This is a genomic window from Leifsonia sp. Y878 (genome assembly GCF_057669685.1).
In genome coordinates this window covers 249,999-268,271 of sequence record NZ_JBYHFS010000004.1, presented here as the reverse complement: position 1 = coordinate 268,271, position 18,273 = coordinate 249,999, and the positions used below count along the sequence as shown (strand labels likewise).

The 18,273-nt window shown below is 65.2% G+C and carries 19 protein-coding genes and 1 tRNA gene; 8 read left to right on the top strand and 12 right to left on the bottom strand.

Translation table 11 applies throughout. The features are described from left to right. Position 1 precedes the first annotated feature (1 nt). Positions 2-1,297: an L-fuconate dehydratase gene (locus AC25Y4_RS14570; protein ID WP_488121139.1), complete on the bottom strand. Its 1,296-nt coding sequence runs from the start codon at positions 1,295-1,297 to the stop codon at positions 2-4. 194 nt (positions 1,298-1,491) lie between these two features. Between AC25Y4_RS14570 and AC25Y4_RS14565 the strand changes: the two genes are divergently transcribed. From AC25Y4_RS14565 to AC25Y4_RS14555, 3 genes are read left to right on the top strand one after another with little or no spacing between them, the layout of a single operon-like run. Then, positions 1,492-2,355, top strand: a complete 864-nt coding sequence (locus tag AC25Y4_RS14565; protein ID WP_488121138.1) for a fumarylacetoacetate hydrolase family protein — start codon at positions 1,492-1,494, stop codon at positions 2,353-2,355. Beyond that, positions 2,352-3,104: an SDR family NAD(P)-dependent oxidoreductase gene (locus AC25Y4_RS14560; protein WP_488121137.1), complete on the top strand. Its 753-nt coding sequence runs from the start codon at positions 2,352-2,354 to the stop codon at positions 3,102-3,104. Before AC25Y4_RS14565 ends, AC25Y4_RS14560 begins: the two co-directional genes overlap by 4 nt. A 36-nt stretch (positions 3,105-3,140) precedes the next feature. Then, complete coding sequence (locus tag AC25Y4_RS14555) at positions 3,141-4,100, top strand: LLM class flavin-dependent oxidoreductase (RefSeq protein ID WP_488121136.1); 960 nt, start codon at positions 3,141-3,143, stop codon at positions 4,098-4,100. Between the two features lie 91 nt (positions 4,101-4,191). On the opposite strand, the gene AC25Y4_RS14550 is transcribed toward AC25Y4_RS14555, so the two are convergent. Further along, positions 4,192-4,551, bottom strand: a complete 360-nt coding sequence (locus AC25Y4_RS14550; RefSeq protein WP_488121135.1) for a hypothetical protein — start codon at positions 4,549-4,551, stop codon at positions 4,192-4,194. 254 nt (positions 4,552-4,805) lie between these two features. Here AC25Y4_RS14550 and AC25Y4_RS14545 point away from each other — a divergent pair, with 254 nt between their 5' ends. Then, the gene (locus AC25Y4_RS14545) at positions 4,806-4,949 is read left to right on the top strand and encodes a hypothetical protein (protein WP_488121134.1); all 144 of its coding nucleotides are present in this window, start codon (positions 4,806-4,808) and stop codon (positions 4,947-4,949) included. Positions 4,950-5,113: 164 nt separating this feature from the next. Here the strand turns inward: AC25Y4_RS14545 and AC25Y4_RS14540 are convergent, their stop codons facing one another. Together AC25Y4_RS14540 and AC25Y4_RS14535 are read right to left on the bottom strand one after the other, a co-directional pair. After that, entirely contained in the window at positions 5,114-6,940 is a 1,827-nt protein-coding gene (locus tag AC25Y4_RS14540; RefSeq protein ID WP_488121133.1) for an FtsX-like permease family protein, read from the bottom strand. Positions 6,941-6,944: 4 nt separating this feature from the next. Beyond that, the gene (locus AC25Y4_RS14535) at positions 6,945-7,697 is read right to left on the bottom strand and encodes an ABC transporter ATP-binding protein (protein WP_488121132.1); all 753 of its coding nucleotides are present in this window, start codon (positions 7,695-7,697) and stop codon (positions 6,945-6,947) included. Positions 7,698-7,931: 234 nt separating this feature from the next. Between AC25Y4_RS14535 and AC25Y4_RS14530 the strand changes: the two genes are divergently transcribed. Further along, positions 7,932-8,858, top strand: a complete 927-nt coding sequence (locus tag AC25Y4_RS14530; protein ID WP_488121131.1) for a CPBP family glutamic-type intramembrane protease — start codon at positions 7,932-7,934, stop codon at positions 8,856-8,858. Here the strand turns inward: AC25Y4_RS14530 and AC25Y4_RS14525 are convergent. From AC25Y4_RS14525 to AC25Y4_RS14505, 5 genes are all read right to left on the bottom strand, one after another. Further along, complete coding sequence (locus AC25Y4_RS14525) at positions 8,790-9,452, bottom strand: response regulator (protein ID WP_488121130.1); 663 nt, start codon at positions 9,450-9,452, stop codon at positions 8,790-8,792. The two genes, AC25Y4_RS14530 and AC25Y4_RS14525, sit on opposite strands and share 69 nt — an antisense overlap. Further along, positions 9,449-10,819, bottom strand: coding sequence for a sensor histidine kinase (locus tag AC25Y4_RS14520; RefSeq protein WP_488121129.1), 1,371 nt, complete (start codon positions 10,817-10,819; stop codon positions 9,449-9,451). The genes AC25Y4_RS14525 and AC25Y4_RS14520 overlap by 4 nt, the downstream gene beginning before the upstream one ends. Before the next feature lie 36 nt (positions 10,820-10,855). After that, the gene (locus AC25Y4_RS14515) at positions 10,856-11,497 is read right to left on the bottom strand and encodes an NADPH-dependent F420 reductase (RefSeq protein ID WP_488121128.1); all 642 of its coding nucleotides are present in this window, start codon (positions 11,495-11,497) and stop codon (positions 10,856-10,858) included. A 573-nt stretch (positions 11,498-12,070) separates the two neighbouring features. Beyond that, positions 12,071-12,394 carry a hypothetical protein gene (locus tag AC25Y4_RS14510; RefSeq protein ID WP_488121127.1) on the bottom strand — a complete coding sequence of 108 codons (324 nt, stop codon included), beginning with the start codon at positions 12,392-12,394 and terminating at the stop codon, positions 12,071-12,073. A gap of 295 nt (positions 12,395-12,689) precedes the next feature. Next, entirely contained in the window at positions 12,690-13,214 is a 525-nt protein-coding gene (locus AC25Y4_RS14505) for a hypothetical protein (protein ID WP_488121126.1), read from the bottom strand. Positions 13,215-13,394: 180 nt separating this feature from the next. Between AC25Y4_RS14505 and AC25Y4_RS14500 the strand changes: the two genes are divergently transcribed. Further along, complete coding sequence (locus tag AC25Y4_RS14500; protein ID WP_488121125.1) at positions 13,395-13,589, top strand: hypothetical protein; 195 nt, start codon at positions 13,395-13,397, stop codon at positions 13,587-13,589. Between the two features lie 54 nt (positions 13,590-13,643). Here AC25Y4_RS14500 and AC25Y4_RS14495 read toward each other — a convergent pair whose 3' ends face one another. Then, complete coding sequence (locus tag AC25Y4_RS14495) at positions 13,644-15,491, bottom strand: BCCT family transporter (protein WP_488121124.1); 1,848 nt, start codon at positions 15,489-15,491, stop codon at positions 13,644-13,646. Between the two features lie 112 nt (positions 15,492-15,603). Further along, a complete protein-coding gene (dcd, locus tag AC25Y4_RS14490) occupies positions 15,604-16,218 on the bottom strand; it encodes a dCTP deaminase (protein WP_488121123.1) in 615 nt (204 codons plus the stop codon). Positions 16,219-16,289: 71 nt separating this feature from the next. Between dcd and AC25Y4_RS14485 the strand changes: the two genes are divergently transcribed. Further along, positions 16,290-16,360, top strand: a tRNA-Gly gene (locus AC25Y4_RS14485). A 397-nt stretch (positions 16,361-16,757) separates the two neighbouring features. On the opposite strand, the gene AC25Y4_RS14480 is transcribed toward AC25Y4_RS14485, so the two are convergent. Beyond that, entirely contained in the window at positions 16,758-17,360 is a 603-nt protein-coding gene (locus AC25Y4_RS14480) for a TetR/AcrR family transcriptional regulator (protein ID WP_488121122.1), read from the bottom strand. A 74-nt stretch (positions 17,361-17,434) separates the two neighbouring features. On the opposite strand from AC25Y4_RS14480, the gene AC25Y4_RS14475 reads away from it, so the two are divergent. Then, complete coding sequence (locus tag AC25Y4_RS14475; RefSeq protein ID WP_488121121.1) at positions 17,435-18,235, top strand: SDR family NAD(P)-dependent oxidoreductase; 801 nt, start codon at positions 17,435-17,437, stop codon at positions 18,233-18,235. The last annotated feature ends 38 nt before the right edge of the window (positions 18,236-18,273 follow it).

The following is an 18,273-nucleotide window of genomic DNA, read 5'->3' as shown; positions in this document are numbered from 1 at the left end:
CTCAGACAGCTCCGGCACGGGCGGTGAACTCATACTCTGCGCGGCTGGCTGCGAGCATTTCGGTGCCTGCGCCCGGCGTGGTCGGGGCCTGGTACGCGCCGCCCCGCATGACGACGGGGGTCACGAAGTGCTCGTGGAGGTGGTCGACAAACTCGATCACGCGCCCCTCACTGCTGCCAGAAACGGCGACGAAATCGAACATGGACAGGTGCTGCACGGCTTCGCACAGGCCGACGCCGCCGGCGTGCGGGCACACCGGCACGCCGAATTTGGCGGCCAGAAGCAGGATAGCGATGTTCTCGTTGACGCCGCCGACGCGGGTGGCGTCAATCTGCAGCACCTGCAGTGCGTCGGCCTGTAGAAACTGTTTGAACATGACGCGGTTGGCCATGTGCTCGCCGGTGGCGACCGGGATGGGGGCGACGCCGCGGGCGATGGCGGCGTGAGCCAGCAGGTCATCGGGGTTGGTCGGTTCCTCGATCCAGGCCACGTCGAACTCGGCGAGGTGACTCATCCACTCAATGGCCTCGGCCACGCCCCAGCGCTGGTTGGCGTCTGTGCCGATGCGGATGTCGGGGCCGACGACCTCACGGGCCAGTCGCATGCGACGGATGTCGTCCTCGAGGTTTCCGCCCACTTTGAGCTTGATCATGCCGAAGCCCTGCTCGACGGCTTCCTTCGCGAGCCTGGCCAGCTTCTCGTCGCTGTAGCCGAGCCAGCCGGGGGTCGTCGTGTATGCCGGGTAACCGGAGGCCAGCAGCTCCGCCTCGCGCGCGGCGCGTCCCGGCTCAGCGGCGCGCAGGATCTCGAGGGCGTCTTCGGGGGTGAGGGCATCGGTGAGGTAGCGGAAATCGACCAGTTCAACGAGCTCCTCAGGGTTCATCCGGCCGAGCAGCTGCCAGAGCGGCAGGCCGGCGCGCTTGGCCTTCAAGTCCCAGAGGGCGTTGACCACGGCGCCGATGGCCATGTGCATGACGCCCTTCTCAGGGCCGAGCCAGCGCAGCTGCGAGTCCCAGACGAATTCACGCCAGGTGGCGCCCATCGTGGCCAGCAGCTCCTCGGCGTTCCGGCCGACGACGTGGTCGGCCAGCGCCTGAATGGCGGCGACCTGAACGTCGTTGCCGCGGCCAATCGTGAAAACGAAACCGTGTCCTTCGAGCCCGTCATCGGCATCCGTCACGATCCGCACGTAAGCGGCCGAATAGTCGGGGTCGAGGTTCATGGCATCAGAACCGTCAAGCGACGTGGACGTGGGGAAGCGGACGTCGCTGGTTTCCAGCGCGATGACAGTGCTCACAGTTGGTTCTCACTCACAGGGTTGTCTCACTCGCAAGGTTTCGTCTTGCTTGGGCATCCCGAGCATAAACATCGGATGTATAGGATGTCAATCAGCAGGACAACGTCGTTCTCGGCCACGATTCGCGGTTCAGCGACGATATAGTTCTGATGTTCCGGCAGTGTGAGCAGTGATTCCGCAGAGAGAGATGAACCATGAAATTCGCCCGCCTCGGCCCCATTGGCCAGGAAATTCCCGCCGTGCTGGTGGACGACACGTACTTCGATATTTCGGAGATCACCGCCGACATCACCGGTGACTTCCTGGCGTCTGGCCGAGCGGATGACGTGCGTGCGGCGATCGAGGCCGGCTCACTGCCCGCCATCGCGAATGCCGACTCCCTGCGCATCGGCGCCCCGATCGTGCGGCCGAGCGCCGTCATCTGCATCGGCATGAACTACGCGGCGCACGCGGCGGAATCTGGCTCGCTGCCGCCGGAGATCCCGATCATGTTCCTGAAGACGCCCAACACGGTGGTCGGCCCGAACGACTCGGTCGAGATCCCCAAGGGCAGCACGAAGACGGACTGGGAGGTGGAGCTCGGCATCGTGATCGGCAAGCGTGCCTCCTACCTCGACTCCCCCACCGACAGCATCGACCACATCGCCGGTTTCGTCGCGGCCAACGACGTGTCGGAGCGCGACTTCCAGATGGCGGTCTCCGGTGGCCAGTGGTCGAAGGGCAAGTGCGCGCCAGGCTTCAACCCGACAGGGCCGTGGCTGGTCACGCCCGATGAGGTCGAGTACCAGAACCTCTCCCTGAACAGCTGGGTCAACGGTGAGATCCGCCAGGATTCGACCACGGCCGACCAGATCTTCGACGTGAACTTCGTGATCTGGCACCTCAGCCAGTACCTCACGCTGGAACCGGGCGACCTGGTTCTCACGGGCACCCCTGAGGGCGTCGCGCTCTCCGGCCGCTTCCCCTATCTCTCCGCAGGCGATGTCTGCGAGATCGAAATCGAAGGGCTCGGCCGCCAGCGCCAGGACTTCACCGCGTACGAAGGAGTACACAAATGAGCCAGGAATTTGAGAACCTCGTCGCGGTCGTGACCGGCGGGGCATCCGGCATCGGTGCGGCCATCGCGGCGCGCCTGCACGAGGGTGGGGCATCCGTTGCCGTGCTCGACCTGCAGCCAGGCGCAGCGGATGCCGCCCACTTCGCCGTCGAGGCGAACGTGGCCGACACCGCGTCGGTGCGTGCCGCCATCGCCGCCGTGGCCGAGAAGTTCGGCCGCATCGACATCGTGATCAACAACGCCGGCATCGGCGCCATCGGCACGATCGCCGACAACGACGATGCGGAATGGGCCCGGGTGCTCAGCATCAACGTGACGGGCATCGCCCGCACGACCGCCGCGGCGCTGCCGTGGTTGCTCGCGTCGCCGTCCGCCGCCGTGGTGAACACATCGTCGATCGCCGCGACGGCTGGCTTGCCTGCCCGCGCGCTGTACACCGCGTCGAAGGGCGCCGTCTTGTCACTCACCCGCGCGATGGCCGCCGATCACCTGCGGGAGGGCATCCGCGTCAATTGCGTGAACCCCGGCACGGCCGACACCCCGTGGGTCGGGCGCCTGCTCGACGCGGCCGACGACCCCGCAGCTGAGCGCGCTGCGTTGAACGCACGCCAGCCGCACGGTCGCCTGGTGACGCCGGAGGAAGTCGCCGAAGCGGTGGCGTATCTGGCCAGCCCGCGTTCAGGGTCGACAACGGGCACGTCGATCGCCGTCGACGGCGGAATGCAGAACCTGCGACTGCGCCCGGAGTAGGCTCTGGGTCTATTGCTCCCAAACCGGAAGGCGCCCATGAGCACGAGTCTGGATCGTCGCATCGGCGTCGTGCTGCCCCGCGACATCCCCGCCGCGCAGATCATTCCGTTTGCGCAAAAAGCCGACCGGCTGGGCTTCGATGAGCTGTGGATTGTGGAGGATTGCTTCTTCAGGGGTGGGATCGCCCAGGCCGCAGTGGCGCTCGCGTCGACGACGCGCATTCACGTCGGTGTCGGGATCCTGCCGGCCGCAGCGCGGAACCCCGCGTTCGCGACCCTGGAGATTGCGACGCTCGCCGAGCTCTTTCCGGGCAGGATCACCGTCGGCATCGGGCACGGGATGCCGGCGTGGATGCGACAGGTCGGCGCCATGCCGGCCAGCCCGTTGACCATGTTGGAGGAGTCGGTCACCGCGACCAGGGCGTTGCTGGCCGGTGAGACCGTCACGGTCTCCGGCCGCTACGTCTCGCTCGATGAGGTCGTCCTGGCCTCACCGCCCCGCGTCGTGCCGCCGATCCTGACCGGCGTGCGCGGGCCGCGATCGCTGGCGCTGTCTGGCCGTTCGGCCGACGGGACCATCCTCGCTGAGCCGGTCACACCGGAGTACCTGGCTGCGGCGCTCGCCCACATCGCCGCCGCAGGCGAGCACAGAATCGTGGCGTACAACGTGGCAGCGATCGATGACGACGTCGCTGTCGCGCGCCAGGCAGCCCGCGCTGGCCTCGAGTGGATCGGCGACCCTGACTGGGCGCCGCACATCGTGCCGCTGCCCTTCGCCGCCGAATTCGCGCAGCTACGGGCCGGCTCATCCTCGCGCTCCGAGTTCGCACAGCGGATGCCAGACGAGTGGGTGGACGCGCTGTCGTTGGCCGGCACCCCGGCCCGTGTTCGGGAACGCATCGCCGAGCTGCAGGATGCGGGCGCACACAGCGTCGTGCTCCTCCCCGTGACCATAGATCCGCTGGCGGAGCTGGACTCATTGGCGCGGGTGCTCTGACCCGTTTCGAGACGCGACCTCGTTCCTCTGGCGCTCCTCAACCACCGGAGTCCGTCGGTTGAGGAGGCCGCCAGGCCGTCTCGAAACCAAGTCAGCTAATGCGCACGGCCTCGTTGTGCCCGATGAGCGCGAACGTGACGCCGTCGTCCTCCGACACCCAGCCGTCCCAGCGGTAGGAGTCAGGGGTGATCGAGGTGAAGTTCCAGCGGATGGCCTTGCCGTCTGTGCGGGTGCCGTCCTGGCGAATGCCGTGCCGGTATGGCGTGGCGATCAGGTGTGAGTACTCGCCCGACAGCGGCGAGAAGTAGCTCACGCGCCACACTCCAGCGTGGGCGTCGTAGACGCGCACAGCGGTGGCGACGGTTTCGAACCCAGACGGATGCGTCGTGCTCGCGACAACCTCGACGTAAGGACCGCGTGAACCCAGACACGTAGCTCGTTCAATCGTCATGTATCAGGGCGGTTCGCCCGGATTGGGCAAACGGCACTAAAGCCAGCAGCGTGCCGTTCAACAACCCGGCGGTCGGCACGCTGCAACCCCACATACGCTTTCAGTCAGCATGAGACTCCCGCGGAGTCAGAATCGCTTCGTTAATGACATATCGCTGACATTACAACGACATATCGCCGATAATAATGATTATGTCAATAGATCTCTGGCGTATTCGCACTATCTACGAATCGTCTGTTGAGTCGATTTCCTAAATGCCCGAGATGCGGCGCTGGAACCACTCCCATTGGGCGCCAACGCACGAGCCGAGGATCGTCACCAGAGTGCCGCCGTCATCCGGCCCAGAGGTCGGGGTGAGGCTGACGCTGGCCGGAATCGGCCCGGCCTGCGACAGGTAGGTGTAGCCGCCCGCAACGCCGGCGTTCCTGCCGAGGACTCCGTGGCATGGTTACGAGCAAACTAAGCGGCGAGGGCAGTCGAGACTCCGTGGCAGCCGGCGATTCGCGCGACGAGTGAACCTCGCCCGCTAAAGGGCCACTCATCGGGCACTTGAGGTCCCCGCTCAGGCCGTAGCCCGGCGTCCGGCCCACGACGGCGCCACCATCGCCGCGACCACTATCGCCGCAACCGCCGCCGTCAGCACCCCGTACACCGCCCAGTCGATCGCCAGCGAGAAGCCACCGAGAATGCCGTAGGCGACACCGAGCAACGCGGGTAGTACGGACACGGTTCCGATGACCAGGGCCGCGAGCACCACGAACATCGACTCGATACCGATCATCGAGTTCAGCTGGCGACGGGTGGCTCCGATGCGGCGTAAGAGGGCGAACTCCGACCTGCGCGCGCCCGTCAGCATCACGAGGGTGTTGGCGGCAGCGATGGCGATGAAGAAGATGAGTACGAACAGCAGCACCGCTCCGAGCTGTTGCGACGAGGCCGCGCCGGCCACCGCCTCATCCGCGTACTCGTCGACGGTCATCGTCTCCAGTCCGGGGAGGTTGACACGAGAGCCCTGCGTGAAGACTGCGTCGGCGACAACTGGCGTCGTCGGCAGGCTTCGTCCGTCGATGATGTAGTCGCCGAAACCGAGGCCGCGCTCGTAGACCGCGACGATCGTCGCGTCGAGCAGAGCATCACCGAAGCGAAGGGAAACGGTGTCGCCGAGCTGGATGCTCGTGCCGAAGCCCGATCCATTGCTCGCGGCGATCGTGCCGGGTTCGGCCAGATCGTCGAGCGAGCCGGACGTCACATCTGGGTCGATCAGGCCCGCGGGGCTGCCGGTCAGGGCGCTCACGCCGGAGGCCTCCCATGTGGCCAGCCCGTCCATATCCCGCGTGAGTACGTCTGCAGGCACTGCCGAGCTCGCGACGAGGGAGTCGACTCCGGGCGCGGACGCGATTTCAGCCAGTTGATCGGCGGTCACGCCGTCTGGCGAGGTGATGACGAGATCCGATCCCAGTCCTTCGCGTAGGTGCATGGCTGCGCCCTGCACGAGGCTGCTGTTGACGCCGGTCTGCACTGTTCCCAAGGCGAGAAACAGAGCGAGCGGGACGATGGCAGCGGTTAGTCGGCGGGAGAAGCCCCGGGCATTGACGACAGCCAGCATGAGCGAAGCGGAGCGCGACGACCGGAATACGCGTGCCGCCCGACGAGCCGCGAAGGCGACGATCGCCGGGCCGGCGAGGGCCGCGGCGCTGATCAGCAGGAACGCGGATGTCGATCCGGCAGCGCTGCCCATCACGCCCGGCATCACGAACGGAATGCCGGCGACCACGATTCCGGCGGCCAGCAGAACGACCGCAGCAAGGCCACGCGCAGGAGAGAGGTGCGCCGACTCGGCATCCGAACCACGGACGGCCGCCGTGGGGCTGACGCTGGTGACCTTGCGGGCAGCCAGACGGGCGGCGAGCAGGGCGGTCGGAAACAGCAGCAGTAGTGCGCCGATGACGGGCAGCGGCGAGACGACGAGGGGGAGGCCGACAGGGATGATGCCGCCCGACTCGAGCACGGGAGTCAGCAGGTTCGCTGCCCCAAGCCCGGGTAGCGCGCCGAGCGGCGCCGCGATTGCGAAGACGATCGAAACCTCGGCGGTCACCATCGAGCGCACCTGCGAGGCGGTGGCTCCGACAGCCCGCAGTAGCGCGAACTGCTCGTGCCGTTGACGCAAAGCCGACGCGAAGGTGGAGGCGACCACGAGCACGACCACGAGAATGGCGGTGCCGGCGAAGGAGCCGGCAACGGCCGACAGCAGCGGCGCGTCAGAGCGTAGGCCGGTCTCCATAAGCACTCCGTTGGCCGAGAGTAGGGCGGCTGCGAACATGACGATGAGAAAGCTGCCGATGAAGCTGCCGCGGTAGGCGCGAACTGCTGAGCGGGCGAAAGACCACATGGTGTTACCGGCCCAACTCGATCAGGCGGGCCGCGATCTGGGCGCTGGTGGGGGCAATGATCTCGCCGGCCAGGCGTCCGTCGGCCAGGAAGCGCACGTCATCCGATGCCGCCGCGACGACAGGGTCGTGCGTGACGACCACCAGGGTCTGCGCGAAGCGCTTGGCAGTGCTGCGCAGTACCTCGAGCACCTGCTCGCCGGTTCGGCGGTCGAGCGCACCGGTCGGCTCGTCCGCGAAGACGACCGTGGGCCGGGTGATCAGGGCGCGTGCGATGGCGACGCGCTGGGCCTGGCCCCCCGAGAGCTCGCTCGGCAGCCGGTCGCTCATGCCGGTGAGTCCGACCGAATCGAGTAGCGACTGCTGCCACTGCTCGTCGGGGCGGCGACCGTCGAGCAGCATCGGCAGCTGGATGTTCTCGCCGACGGTCAGGTGCCCGATGAGGTTGTACGACTGAAACACGAAGCCGATGTGGCGGCGGCGAAAGCGCGTGACGGTATCCGATGACAACTCGGTGATGTCGGTGTCGCCGATCAGCACGTGGCCACTCGTGGGCGTGTCCAGGCCGGCCGCGATGTTGAGGAAGGTCGACTTGCCCGAACCCGACGGGCCCATGATCGATGTGAATGACCCGGCTGCGATCGATAAGGAGACGCCCTGCAGCGCCGTGATCTGCTCCGGCCCGTTGGGGTAGGTCTTGGTGAGGTGAATGAGGCGCACGGCGGTATCGACCGTGGTGGCGTTGATCGTCGAGGTCATGGCTGGCCTTTCTATCGAGGGTGCCGATGAGCACCTTCAATCGAGAGTAGGAACACCGGCCTGGCTCTTCTACGTGCCTTCGGATGAACTGCGGCGCTTACAACTTTGGATGCAGTTTGCACCCTTCGATGGTTCTCCGGAGGTGCATCCTTTCAACTCTCGAGGGATAGGTCGGTGCCTTCTACCGTCGAAATGTGGCCGTTTCGCGCCACGGCAACGATGAGAGGACAGGTCATGAAGGTAGTCACACAACAGAGGGGGCTCAGGGGTGTCATCAAGCGGCATCCCCTCGTGAGCTTCTTCGTGCTCGCAAACGCGCTCAGCTGGAGCGCCTGGATGCCCTTCATCCTCTCGAATAACGGGCTGGGCGTCTGGGACTACACCTTCGAGCTCGGCCAGTTGACCGGGATGCTGCCTGGCGCCTACCTGGGGCCCATCACCTCGGCCCTGATCGTCACAGCGGTCACCGGGGGTGTGGCCGGGCTTCGCCAGTGGGGGGCACGCCTGTGGCGCTGGCGGGTTCGCTGGCACTGGTATGCCATCGCCCTGCTCGGCGTGCCGGCCGCGCTGATTCTCACCGGTCTGGTGGTGTCGGGCGGTCAGGTCATGCCGCCGTCCCTGACGGTGCTCGCTGCCTACGTTCCGATGCTCATCGTGCAGATGCTCACCACCGGCCTCGCCGAGGAACCGGGATGGCGCGACTTCGCCCTGCCCCGCCTGCAGGACAGATTCGGCCCGATGCGCTCTGCTTTCATCTTGGGCCCGATGTGGGCGCTGTGGCACATGCCGCTGTTCCTCACCGAATGGGGCGGCTACCCGGATGCCGACTGGACACGGCCCGTGAGCTTCGCCGTCTTCTGCATCGGCTTCAACGTCGTCATGGCCTGGATATTCAACAGAACAGGTCAGAGCCTCCCGCTCGCCATGTTGGCGCACGTGGGCGTGAACACCTTCATGTCGGTCGTCTGGAGCGAGATGTTCCCGACCGTCAGCGAGAGCGTCACCTCCAACGCGCTGGCGGTCAGCGCGGTGATCGCCGCCATCATCGTGATCGTGGCAACGCGGGGACGGCTCGGCTATCTCAAGGAGCCGTCAGGGAAGATCGACGAAGCGGTTCTGGTACGCCCAGACGACCGCCTGAAGGCGGGAGCGGACGCCTAACTTGGGCAGCATGCGGGCGAGGTGCGACTTCACTGTCGACAGCTCGACCACCAGGGCCTGCGCGATCTCCTCGTTGGACAGGCCCTGGGCGAGCAGCACCAGAACCTCCTGCTCTCGGCCGGTGAGCATGTCGCTAGTCAGCGATGTGGTCACCGGCCGCAGGCTGCGCCGCTGCACGAATTCCCGCATGATGCGGCGGGTGAGGGTCTGGTCGATGGTGCCGATGCCGGCGGCCACCTGGCGAATCGCGTTCGTGATCGTGTCCGGATCGGCATCTTTCAGCAGAAACCCAGAAACCCCCGCCTCGAGAGCTCCGAAGACGTAGTCGTCGAGGTCGAACGTGGTGAGAATCAACACGGGAATCGGGAACTTGGCATCGGGCCCGCATAACTCACGTGCAGCGGCGATACCGTCCAGGCCGGGCATCCGGATGTCGAGGCACGCCACATCAGGACGCAGCTGCCTCGCCATCGCCAACGCCTCGATGCCATCGGCTGCCTGGCCCACCACCTCCAGGTCGGCTTCCATGTTAACGAGTGCCGACAGGCCGCCTCTCACGAGGGGCTGATCATCGGCGATGAGGACGCGGATCATGCTTCTTCTCGTTTTACGGTCAGACGAACATCCCAGCCGGATTCATCGGTGGGGCCGTGCTGTAGCTCGGCGCCGATGAGGTCGGCGCGCTCCTGCATGCCGACGAGGCCGAACCCGCCACCTGGCCCCAGGTCGAGTGCGTGGGATCTGTCGTTGGCGATCAGCGCCACGAGCGCGTCAGGCGCGCGGTCGTCGATCCGCACCACGCAGTGCGCGCCCGGCGCGTGCGCGACCACGTTGGCGAGAGCCTCCTGAACGGTGCGGTACACGACCAGCTGCGCGAGCGGGCCGATACCGGTCCCGAGGGTCTTCTTGCCGGTGAGCACCTCGTACTCGAGTGGCAGCCCGGACTTCTTGCGCAGCGCGATCAGATCGCCCACCGAAGCCAGCGTCTCGACAGCGCGGCTGCTGTCGGCATCCTCGCGCAGCAGGCCGATCACCCGTCTGAGGTCGTCCAACACCATCGTGCTCTGGGCGCGTACCTGCTGCGCCGAGGTCTTCGCGGCCTCCGGGTCGGTATCGACCTGGCGGTAGATTGCGGATGAGAGCAGCGCGATACCCGACATGTGGTGCGCGGCGATGTCGTGCAGCTCGCGCGACATGGCCATGCGCTCCCTCGAGACCGCAGCCTGGATGAGGGCGTCGCGCTCGCGCTTCAGCGCGAGCGTCTCGTTGCCGCGGCTGACTCGGGCGTCTCGACGGGCGGCGAAGTACAGCGCGATCACGAGTGGCCCGACGACGACGACGAGGGCCTGCAGCGCAGCCATCCCCACGGTTGCGACGTCCAAGGGCGCTCCCGCACGCACATCGTTGACGACCTGCGAGAAGGCTACGAGCACGATGGTGACCGGCAACACCGCGGAAAGGTGCCGCAGCGTTTCGCGCAGCACGGCGAGGAAGACAGCGAACGTGATGCCGAGAGCGGTGAGGTTGAAGGTGGAGGCCGGCGCGGCGAACGCGAGAACCAGCGGCGCGGTGGCCACGGCCACGAGCACGAGCCGCGGCGACCGTTTCGCCCACAGCAAGGCGGTCGCCTGAACCGCGAAGACGGCGACGAGCACCCACCACCCGAAGGCCGCGGGTGAAAGCGGCATGACACCCACTTCGGGCTCAGCCGCCTGCAGCAGCGGCAGGAGCAGCAAGCCACTAAACGCTATCCCTGCAAATACCAGGGCCGGCGCGACTTCGCCGAGGCTGAGGCGCTGAGGATGCTGCGGTGTGGTCTGCACTCCACCGATTATCGCAGCATCGGCGCCGTCTGAGCGTGCGATCGTGCGCCAGACGACGTCCCGAGACCCTTGGGCCGGGGCGCCGAGCTCATCTCCTCCGGCCTCGAAAAATAGACCCAGCACAAAAACGGCGCGCAACCGAGGATGTCCTCGGTTCCGCGCCGCAGGTCTGGATCAGATCGTGCGCGGTGCCTTTGCTAGGTTGGCCTCAAGCTCAGCGATGTTCTGTCGCGTGCCATAGGCTGGGCGGTCGCGCTCGACGCGCCAGCTCTCGGCGAGTGGACCGATGTTCACGGTGTCGAAACCGAATTCGTCATAAAGCTTCGTGACGAAGTCAGAGGCATCCGCAAAGTCGGACGATGTAGCGAGCGCACGCCGTGCCGGGTCACCGGTCGGGAATGAGTCAGCAGTGATGTCGGCGGCCGTGATGTGGTTGAAGCCCTTCGCTACGCGCGAAGTCGGCAGGTGCTCCTGCAGCATGCCGGTAACGGTTGCCTCACCGTTGTCGAGGGCCTCGATGTGGCCGTCGCGTTCGAAGTAGTAGTTGTTGGTGTCGATGACGATCTTTCCGGCGAGCGGCTGGACAGGCACGTCCGCATAGACCTTGAGCGGCACGGTCACGACCGCGACGTCGGCCGCCTGTGCCGCCTGTGCTGCGGTTCCGGCGGTCGCCCTCGGGCCGAGTTCGGCGACGAGGGCCGCGAGTGTCTCGGGGCCACGGGAATTGCTGATCACGACGTCGTAGCCGCTCTCGATCGCCTTGCGGGCGACCTGGCTGCCAATGTTTCCTGCACCGATGATTCCGATAGTTGTCATGCTCGTGGCAACGGGCCCGGCGTCGAAAATGTTCCCGATGCCAGGAGGCCGGCGTGGTGGAGGCCTTCAGGATCCTGACTCGTCCCCGCCGGAAGCGCCGCTTCAGGCCCTGTACCCCAATCTCGATAGGGTCTCTAGATCAATATTCAAAATGGGCACGGTGAGTAGAAGCCGAGTGAACCGATCTCTGATCGGGTTGGCGCTTGTCGCGGCCGCCATTACGGCGCTGATCGTAGCGAGCACTCTATGATCACCTGCCCCGGCAGCGCTGTGCCCTCCACGTTTGAATTCTCAACCTGGCTGATAGATGAAGCACGGCTCAGCAGACCGCGTGGTCCAAGCACATGCGCCCTGCTCACGCCTAAATAGGCCAACTGTGTTCCCGGCCAGGGGACAGCGAGGTCGTTGATGCCGTCTTAGAACACCTTCACTTGAACCGTTTGCTGCGCTTAAATTTCGGCCTGGTATCGAGACTTTCACTCTCAGGCACCGCCAAACTGATCGTGAAGCATTCAGCTGAGCCAGGCGGCACGCGCATCGGAAATGTCCTAACCGTGCAGGCTCCGTAGCTGGTCAGTTTTTCTGGTACTTCTCGCGTATCGCGGCCTCGACAACGCTGCGGATCGTTCCGCGGTCCTCCGCGGCTGACGCTGCGTCGATGAGGTCGAGAACATCCGGAGCCAGCCGGGTGCTGAACGGCACCGTGACCTCGCGGCGTGGGCGGCCGCGCCGCGGTGCGGCGCCGGCCGTAGCCGTGGGGGCCTGAGATGCCACAGGGGCTGGCTGCGGGGTCGGTGCGTTCTGGCGATAGTCCACCGGGTCTACGCGTTCGTCAGGGGTCGCCTGCGGCTTGCGGCGGCGGCTGAGGTCTGGTCGGTCCTGCTGCTGGTCGCTCATCGAATCACCTGTTTCACGATCTGTGTGTACGCGTCCAAGACAGGCGCGCCTTTCCTGTAGTTGCCGTACCACTCCCCCGTAAGCCGAACCTCTTGAATAATCGCCCGTTCGGGAACTAGGGATGCGGGCGCACACAGCGTGGTGCTCCTCCCCGTGACCGCGGATCCGCTGGCGGAGCTGGACTCATTGGCGCGGGTGCTCTGACCCGTTTCGAGACGCGACCTCGTTCCTCTGGCGCTCCTCAACCACCGGAGTCCGTCGGTTGAGGAGGCCGCCAGGCCGTCTCGAGACCGGGTCAGCTAATGCGCACGGCCTCGTTGTGCTCGATGAGCGCGAACGTGACGCCGTCGTCCTCCGACACCCAGCCGTCCCAGCGGTAGGAGTCGGGGGTGATCGAGGTGAAGTTCCAGCGGATGGCCTTGCCGTCTGTGCGGGTGCCGTCCTGGCGAATGCCGTGCCGGTATGGCGTGGCGATCAGGTGGGAGTACTCGCCCGACAGCGGCGAGAAGTAGCTCACGCGCCACACTCCGGCGTGGGCGTCGTAGACGCGCACAGCGGTGGCGACGGTTTCGAACCCAGACGGATGCGTCGTGCTCGCGACAACCTCGACGTCTTGAACGGCGCGCCCGTCGAGGATGAAGTCAACGATCCAGGTGAACTCGCGCTCTGACCACTCCCCCGTTTCCTCGTTCAAGCGAGAGCCCTTGGCCGCCCAGCTACCCACGAGTTGCCCGAATCGCTGCATGCGACCGGGGTAGTCGGGGGTGGGGCCAGACGCGATGAGTGCGTCGGCCAGGGGGGACAGCGGGGCGGGGGTCATGAGCTGATTTTACCGGGGCTGTGTTGCATCCGTATTAAGTAGCTCTCCACGTGAGGTATTGAGGTCGCGTGGCACAGCTTCTACCGTGGACTGTACGGAAGCAAACGGGCTGCACTGGAGCCGCTCAGATCATCAGCCGAACAAACCAGCGTTCGGCGGCGAGGTTCTGGAGGGCACGCCATGCTCACCGCAAAAGTAGACACCCTGTGCGACAACTGCGGGCTGCGCACGACGCATCCGACGCAGTCCAACGCGTTCAGGTCCATGAAGGCACACGAGGACGAAACGGCACACGACTCGCAGCTGTTCAGCACTCCCTACAGCAGCGGATGGGTCCGCTACCGCGGCCCACGCTACCTGGCAGATGTGAAGTGATCAGCGCGTGACGTGAGCAGCGCGTGACGTGAACAGCCCCCGCTGAGCCAGGCTTCACGCCGGGGGACCTGGTTCTCCGCGATCTGGCAGATCCTCGACATCCGCTTTCGACAGCGGGTCGTGCTTGACGATCTCTTCGACGTCGTCAGTGGAGACGCCGTCGGGTTCGGCATTCTCGGCGAGCAGGGTGCGCTCGTTTGCGTGCCGGGGCACATCGCTCGCCTTCGGTGGCACCGGTGGCACTCCGGTAGGCGGCGGGGCAGGGCGCCGGAACCGACGCATCCACTTGGGCGCGGATCCGAGGATTCCGTGCTCTGCGTGCTCTTCAACTTCGAGTCCGTAGTAGGTGCCGATGTGGTCGACGAACTGTGCGCGGCGTGCCCGCTCATATGCCCGGCGTTCGCGACTGAACGCGACAATCGTCGACCAGCAGATCATCAGCATGATGATGCTGAACGGCAGCGCAATGATGATGGCCACGGTTTGCAGGGCCAGCAGCCCGCCGGAGAGCAGCAGCGAAATGGCCAGCACCGCCGTGATCACGGTAAAGAAGGTGCGGGTGAACTTGCTTGGGTTGAGCTTCCCGCCCGTGGCCAGCATGCCCATCACGAGGGCGCCGGAGTCGGCGGAGGTCACGAAGAAGATGCCGATGAGCACGATCGCGCCCACGATGAGCACCGGAGCCCCCGGAACGTTCGCCAGCATCTGGAACAGGGCGGTCTCGACGTTCACGTTGCCGTCGGCGTCGAGCAGCGAGCCGGGGTCGGCCACCTCCATGGCCAGGGCCGATCCGCCGAGCACGGCGAACCAGAGAATGCCGAGGAGCGTCGGCACGAGAATGACACCGGCCACGAACTCGCGAACCGTGCGCCCCTTGGAGACGCGGGCAATGAAGATGCCGACGAACGGCGCCCAGGAAATCCACCATCCCCAATAGAAGGAGGTCCACGAAGCTTGCCAGGCCTCCCCCTCTGCGCCCGTGAAGGCGTTGGTGTTGAATGCCAGCCCAATGAAGTTCTGCACGTAGTTACCGATCGACTGTACGAATTCGCGCAGCAAGAACGTGGTTGGCCCGGCGAAGAGCAGGTACAGCAGCAGCGCGGCCGCCAGTATGAGGTTGAAGTTTGAGAGCCATTTCATGCCTTTGTTGACGCCTGAGAGTACCGAGAAGAGCACGAAGATGGAGATGACAATGATGATGATGACTTCCGACGTCTGACTCGGGGCGATAATCCCGGCCACGTCGAGGCCTGCGCTGATCTGCAGCACGCCAAGCCCGAGTGACGTCGCGACGCCGAACAGCGTGCCGACCAGCGCAATCACGTCGATGGCGTTGCCCCAGCCGCCCTTCACGTGCTTGCCGAGCAGTGGCTCGAGGGCCCAGCGGATGGAGATGGGCCGCTTGCGCCGGTGAATCGCGTACGCCAGTCCAAGACCGACAACCACGTAGATCGACCAGGCGTGCACGCCCCAGTGCAGGTAGGTCTGGCTCAGTGCCTGTTGCGCGAGCTGTGCGGAAGTTCCGGTGACCCCTGGGCGCGGACTGACGTAGTGGCTGAGCGGTTCGCTGACGCCGTAGAACACCAGCCCGATGCCCATGCCAGCTGCGAAGAGCAGGGAGAACCAGGTCAGCACCGAGAACTCCGGTTTATCGTCGTCGTGGCCCAGCTTGATGTCGCCGAACCTGCTGAATCCGACAAACAGGCTGAACCCCACGAAGAATGCGGTGATCAGCACGTAATACCAGTTGAAGGTATCGACGATGCCACTTTGAATGGCACCGAATATGGTTTCGGCAACCCCGGGCGCGATGAGGGCGAAGGCTGCAACCAGGGTCACGATTACAGCCGCCGGCCAGAACACCCAGCGTTCGACCGTCGAGCTTTTCGTCTTCTCGGCCATGCATTCAGCGTAGGCACGGTGCCCGAATCAGAACACCCTTACGGCCGGATCGTGGCTTGTTGGCGAGCCGATTTGCGGTCCTGGCGACAGCCAGATGCGAGCGCTAGGAGCGCTAGGAGGCGGTCGGCTCCGTGACGAGGTCGCGTGACTCTGAGACATCCGTTCGGTGGAAATTCAGGTGGGATCGCGAGGCGGTCGGGCCGCGTTGGCCCTGGTAGCGGGAGCTGTAGTCCTGCGAACCGTAGGGCTTTTCGGCCGGCGACGAGAGGCGGAAGAAGCACATCTGGCCGATCTTCATGCCAGGCCAGAGCTTGATCGGCAGGGTGGCGACGTTGCTGAGTTCGAGCGTGACGTGGCCGGTGAAGCCGGGGTCGATGAAGCCGGCGGTGGAGTGGGTGAGCAGGCCGAGGCGACCGAGTGAGCTCTTGCCTTCGAGGCGGGCGGCAATGTCGTCTGGCAGGCTCACCTGTTCGTAGGTGGAGCCGAGCACGAATTCGCCGGGGTGCAGGATGAACGGTTCATCGGCCTTGGCCTCAATGAGGCGAGTGAGCTCCGGCTGGTCTTTGGCCGGGTCGATGAACGGATACTTGTGGTTGTCGAACAGGCGGAAGAACCGGTCGAGTCGCACGTCGATACTCGACGGCTGGATCATGCCTGGTTCGTAGGGCTCCAAACCAATTCGTCCAGCACCGAGTTCTGACTTGATATCACCATCCGAGAGAAGCACTGTGCCAGCCTACCGGCGGTGAGTTGATATGCTGGCACGGATCCGGTCTGCTGTTGATGGCTGCCGGCTCTGCGGATGTAGTTCAATGGTAGAACTTCAGCTTCCCAAGCTGATAGCGCGGGTTCGATTCCCGTCATCCGCTCCCTTTGTCACAGGCCCGTTGAAACTGTGAGTTCACACGCAAGTTGGGCCTTCTCGCTGAGCGGATGAGACCTCCGCTTGCAGCATGAGCCTGAGGTCGCTGACAGCGCTACGAGGTTATGCGACGTAGTTATGAGACTCGCTGCGCCACGAGATCCCGGTGATTTTGCAAAAGTGCTGGTCGTGAGGGTGAGATGTCTCATTTCCCTAGGGCGGTTTCAAACGGCGGAAACTCGCGGCGCGGCGAGTGTGACTGTTGCCGTTCGATGGCGGCGTTATGTTGCCGCTAGATGGCGAGAGCGAAGGAACGAAGGAGCGAAAATCGACGCATTGCGTGCTGGCAGTCGTGCGTCAGCAGGCAGTTTGGCGCAGCCTCGTAGGCATGAGCTCGCCGGAGGTCACGAGAGGTGAAGCTGTCCCATGAGGGTGTCGAGCAGATGCACCGGATCCGCTCGCCCGTCGGTCGCGAGCCAGGCGCGGGTCGCAGAATCGACGCAGGCGAGCCCCGCTGCTAGCAGCGCACGCGCGCGATCAGCATCTGCAACTTCCGGCGAGGGAGAAAGTTGCGGGAGTCGTGCGGCGACTTCGGAAAGCAGTAGATCCTCCCAATCTTGTCGCTTTTGCGCGCTCCGGGCCTGGATCGATGGGCTCGTCATGATCAGTCGCGTGAGATCGAACGAGTCCGCCGGCGCGAACACGGACTGCTCGACGAGCTGCCGAAACGCGATTCTGAGCGACTCCCACACGCTTTCGTCCGTCGGCCGGGATACGAGGGCGTCGCGAACGGGGCCGCCGGCGTCACGCAGGCGCGATAGGACGACGTCCTCCTTCGTCTCGAAGTACCGGAAGAACGACCGCGGGGAGATCCCGGACTCGTTCGCGATCTCAGCAGTCGTAACCGCGTCGAATCCCCTCTCCAAAAACAGCCGCATCGCCGTCGACGCGACTTCGTCACGCATCCGCTCTCTCGTGCGCTCCCGCAGTGAACCCTCAGCACCCATGACCCCAGAATAGCATTCGCCGCCTAAGTGGCATACACTGCCACATGAGCATTCGCTGACAGATTGGATCCACAATGAAGCCCATCAGGCATGCCGCAGAGACCGTGCTGGTCACAGGCGCAAGTAGCGGGATCGGAGCAGCCTTCGCCCGCCGGCTCGCGGCGAAGGGCTCGAACCTGGTCCTGGTCGCCCGACGCCAGGATCGCCTCGACGCCCTCGCCGACGAAATTCGAGTGCGGCACAAGGTGGCGGTCAGCACGATCGTGCTCGACCTCGCCGCGGAAGCACCGGGCGAGAGCCTCCTTCGAGAGGTCGCCCTGCGCGGTCTGGTCGTCACCAGTGTGGTTAACAACGCAGGTGTGGGGCTCTGGTCGAAGTTCGCCGACTCGGATCCGGCACAGCTACGTCACAACGTTGCTGTGAACTCCGCCGCAGTCATGGACATCAGCCGCGCGTTCCTGCCCGGCATGCTCGCGAACGGTTCCGGGTACCTCTTGAACGTGACCAGTCTCGCCGCATATTCGTCGATACCCATGCAGGGTGTCTACTCGGCCACGAAGGCGTTCGTGCTGAGCTTCACCGAGGCCCTCTGGGCCGAGACCCGCGGCACGGGTATCCGCGTTCTGGCCTTGGCGCCGGGGATCACGACGTCCGAGTTCTTTGACGGCCTCACCGACGACCCCGCCGCCCAAGCCGGCCGCGCGCAGACCCCTGAACAGGTTGTCGACATTGGGTTCCGCGTCCTCGAACGTCGAGACCCGCCGCCTAGCTGGGTGTCCGGTCACATGAACCACGCCATCGCCCTCTCAACCCGCTACCTCACCAGACGGCGCGCAGTCCTCACCACGGGAGCAATCACTATGCGCAGCGCCTGACGGCAGCCCGCTCATAACCAGCACTCAAGCCCACCCGG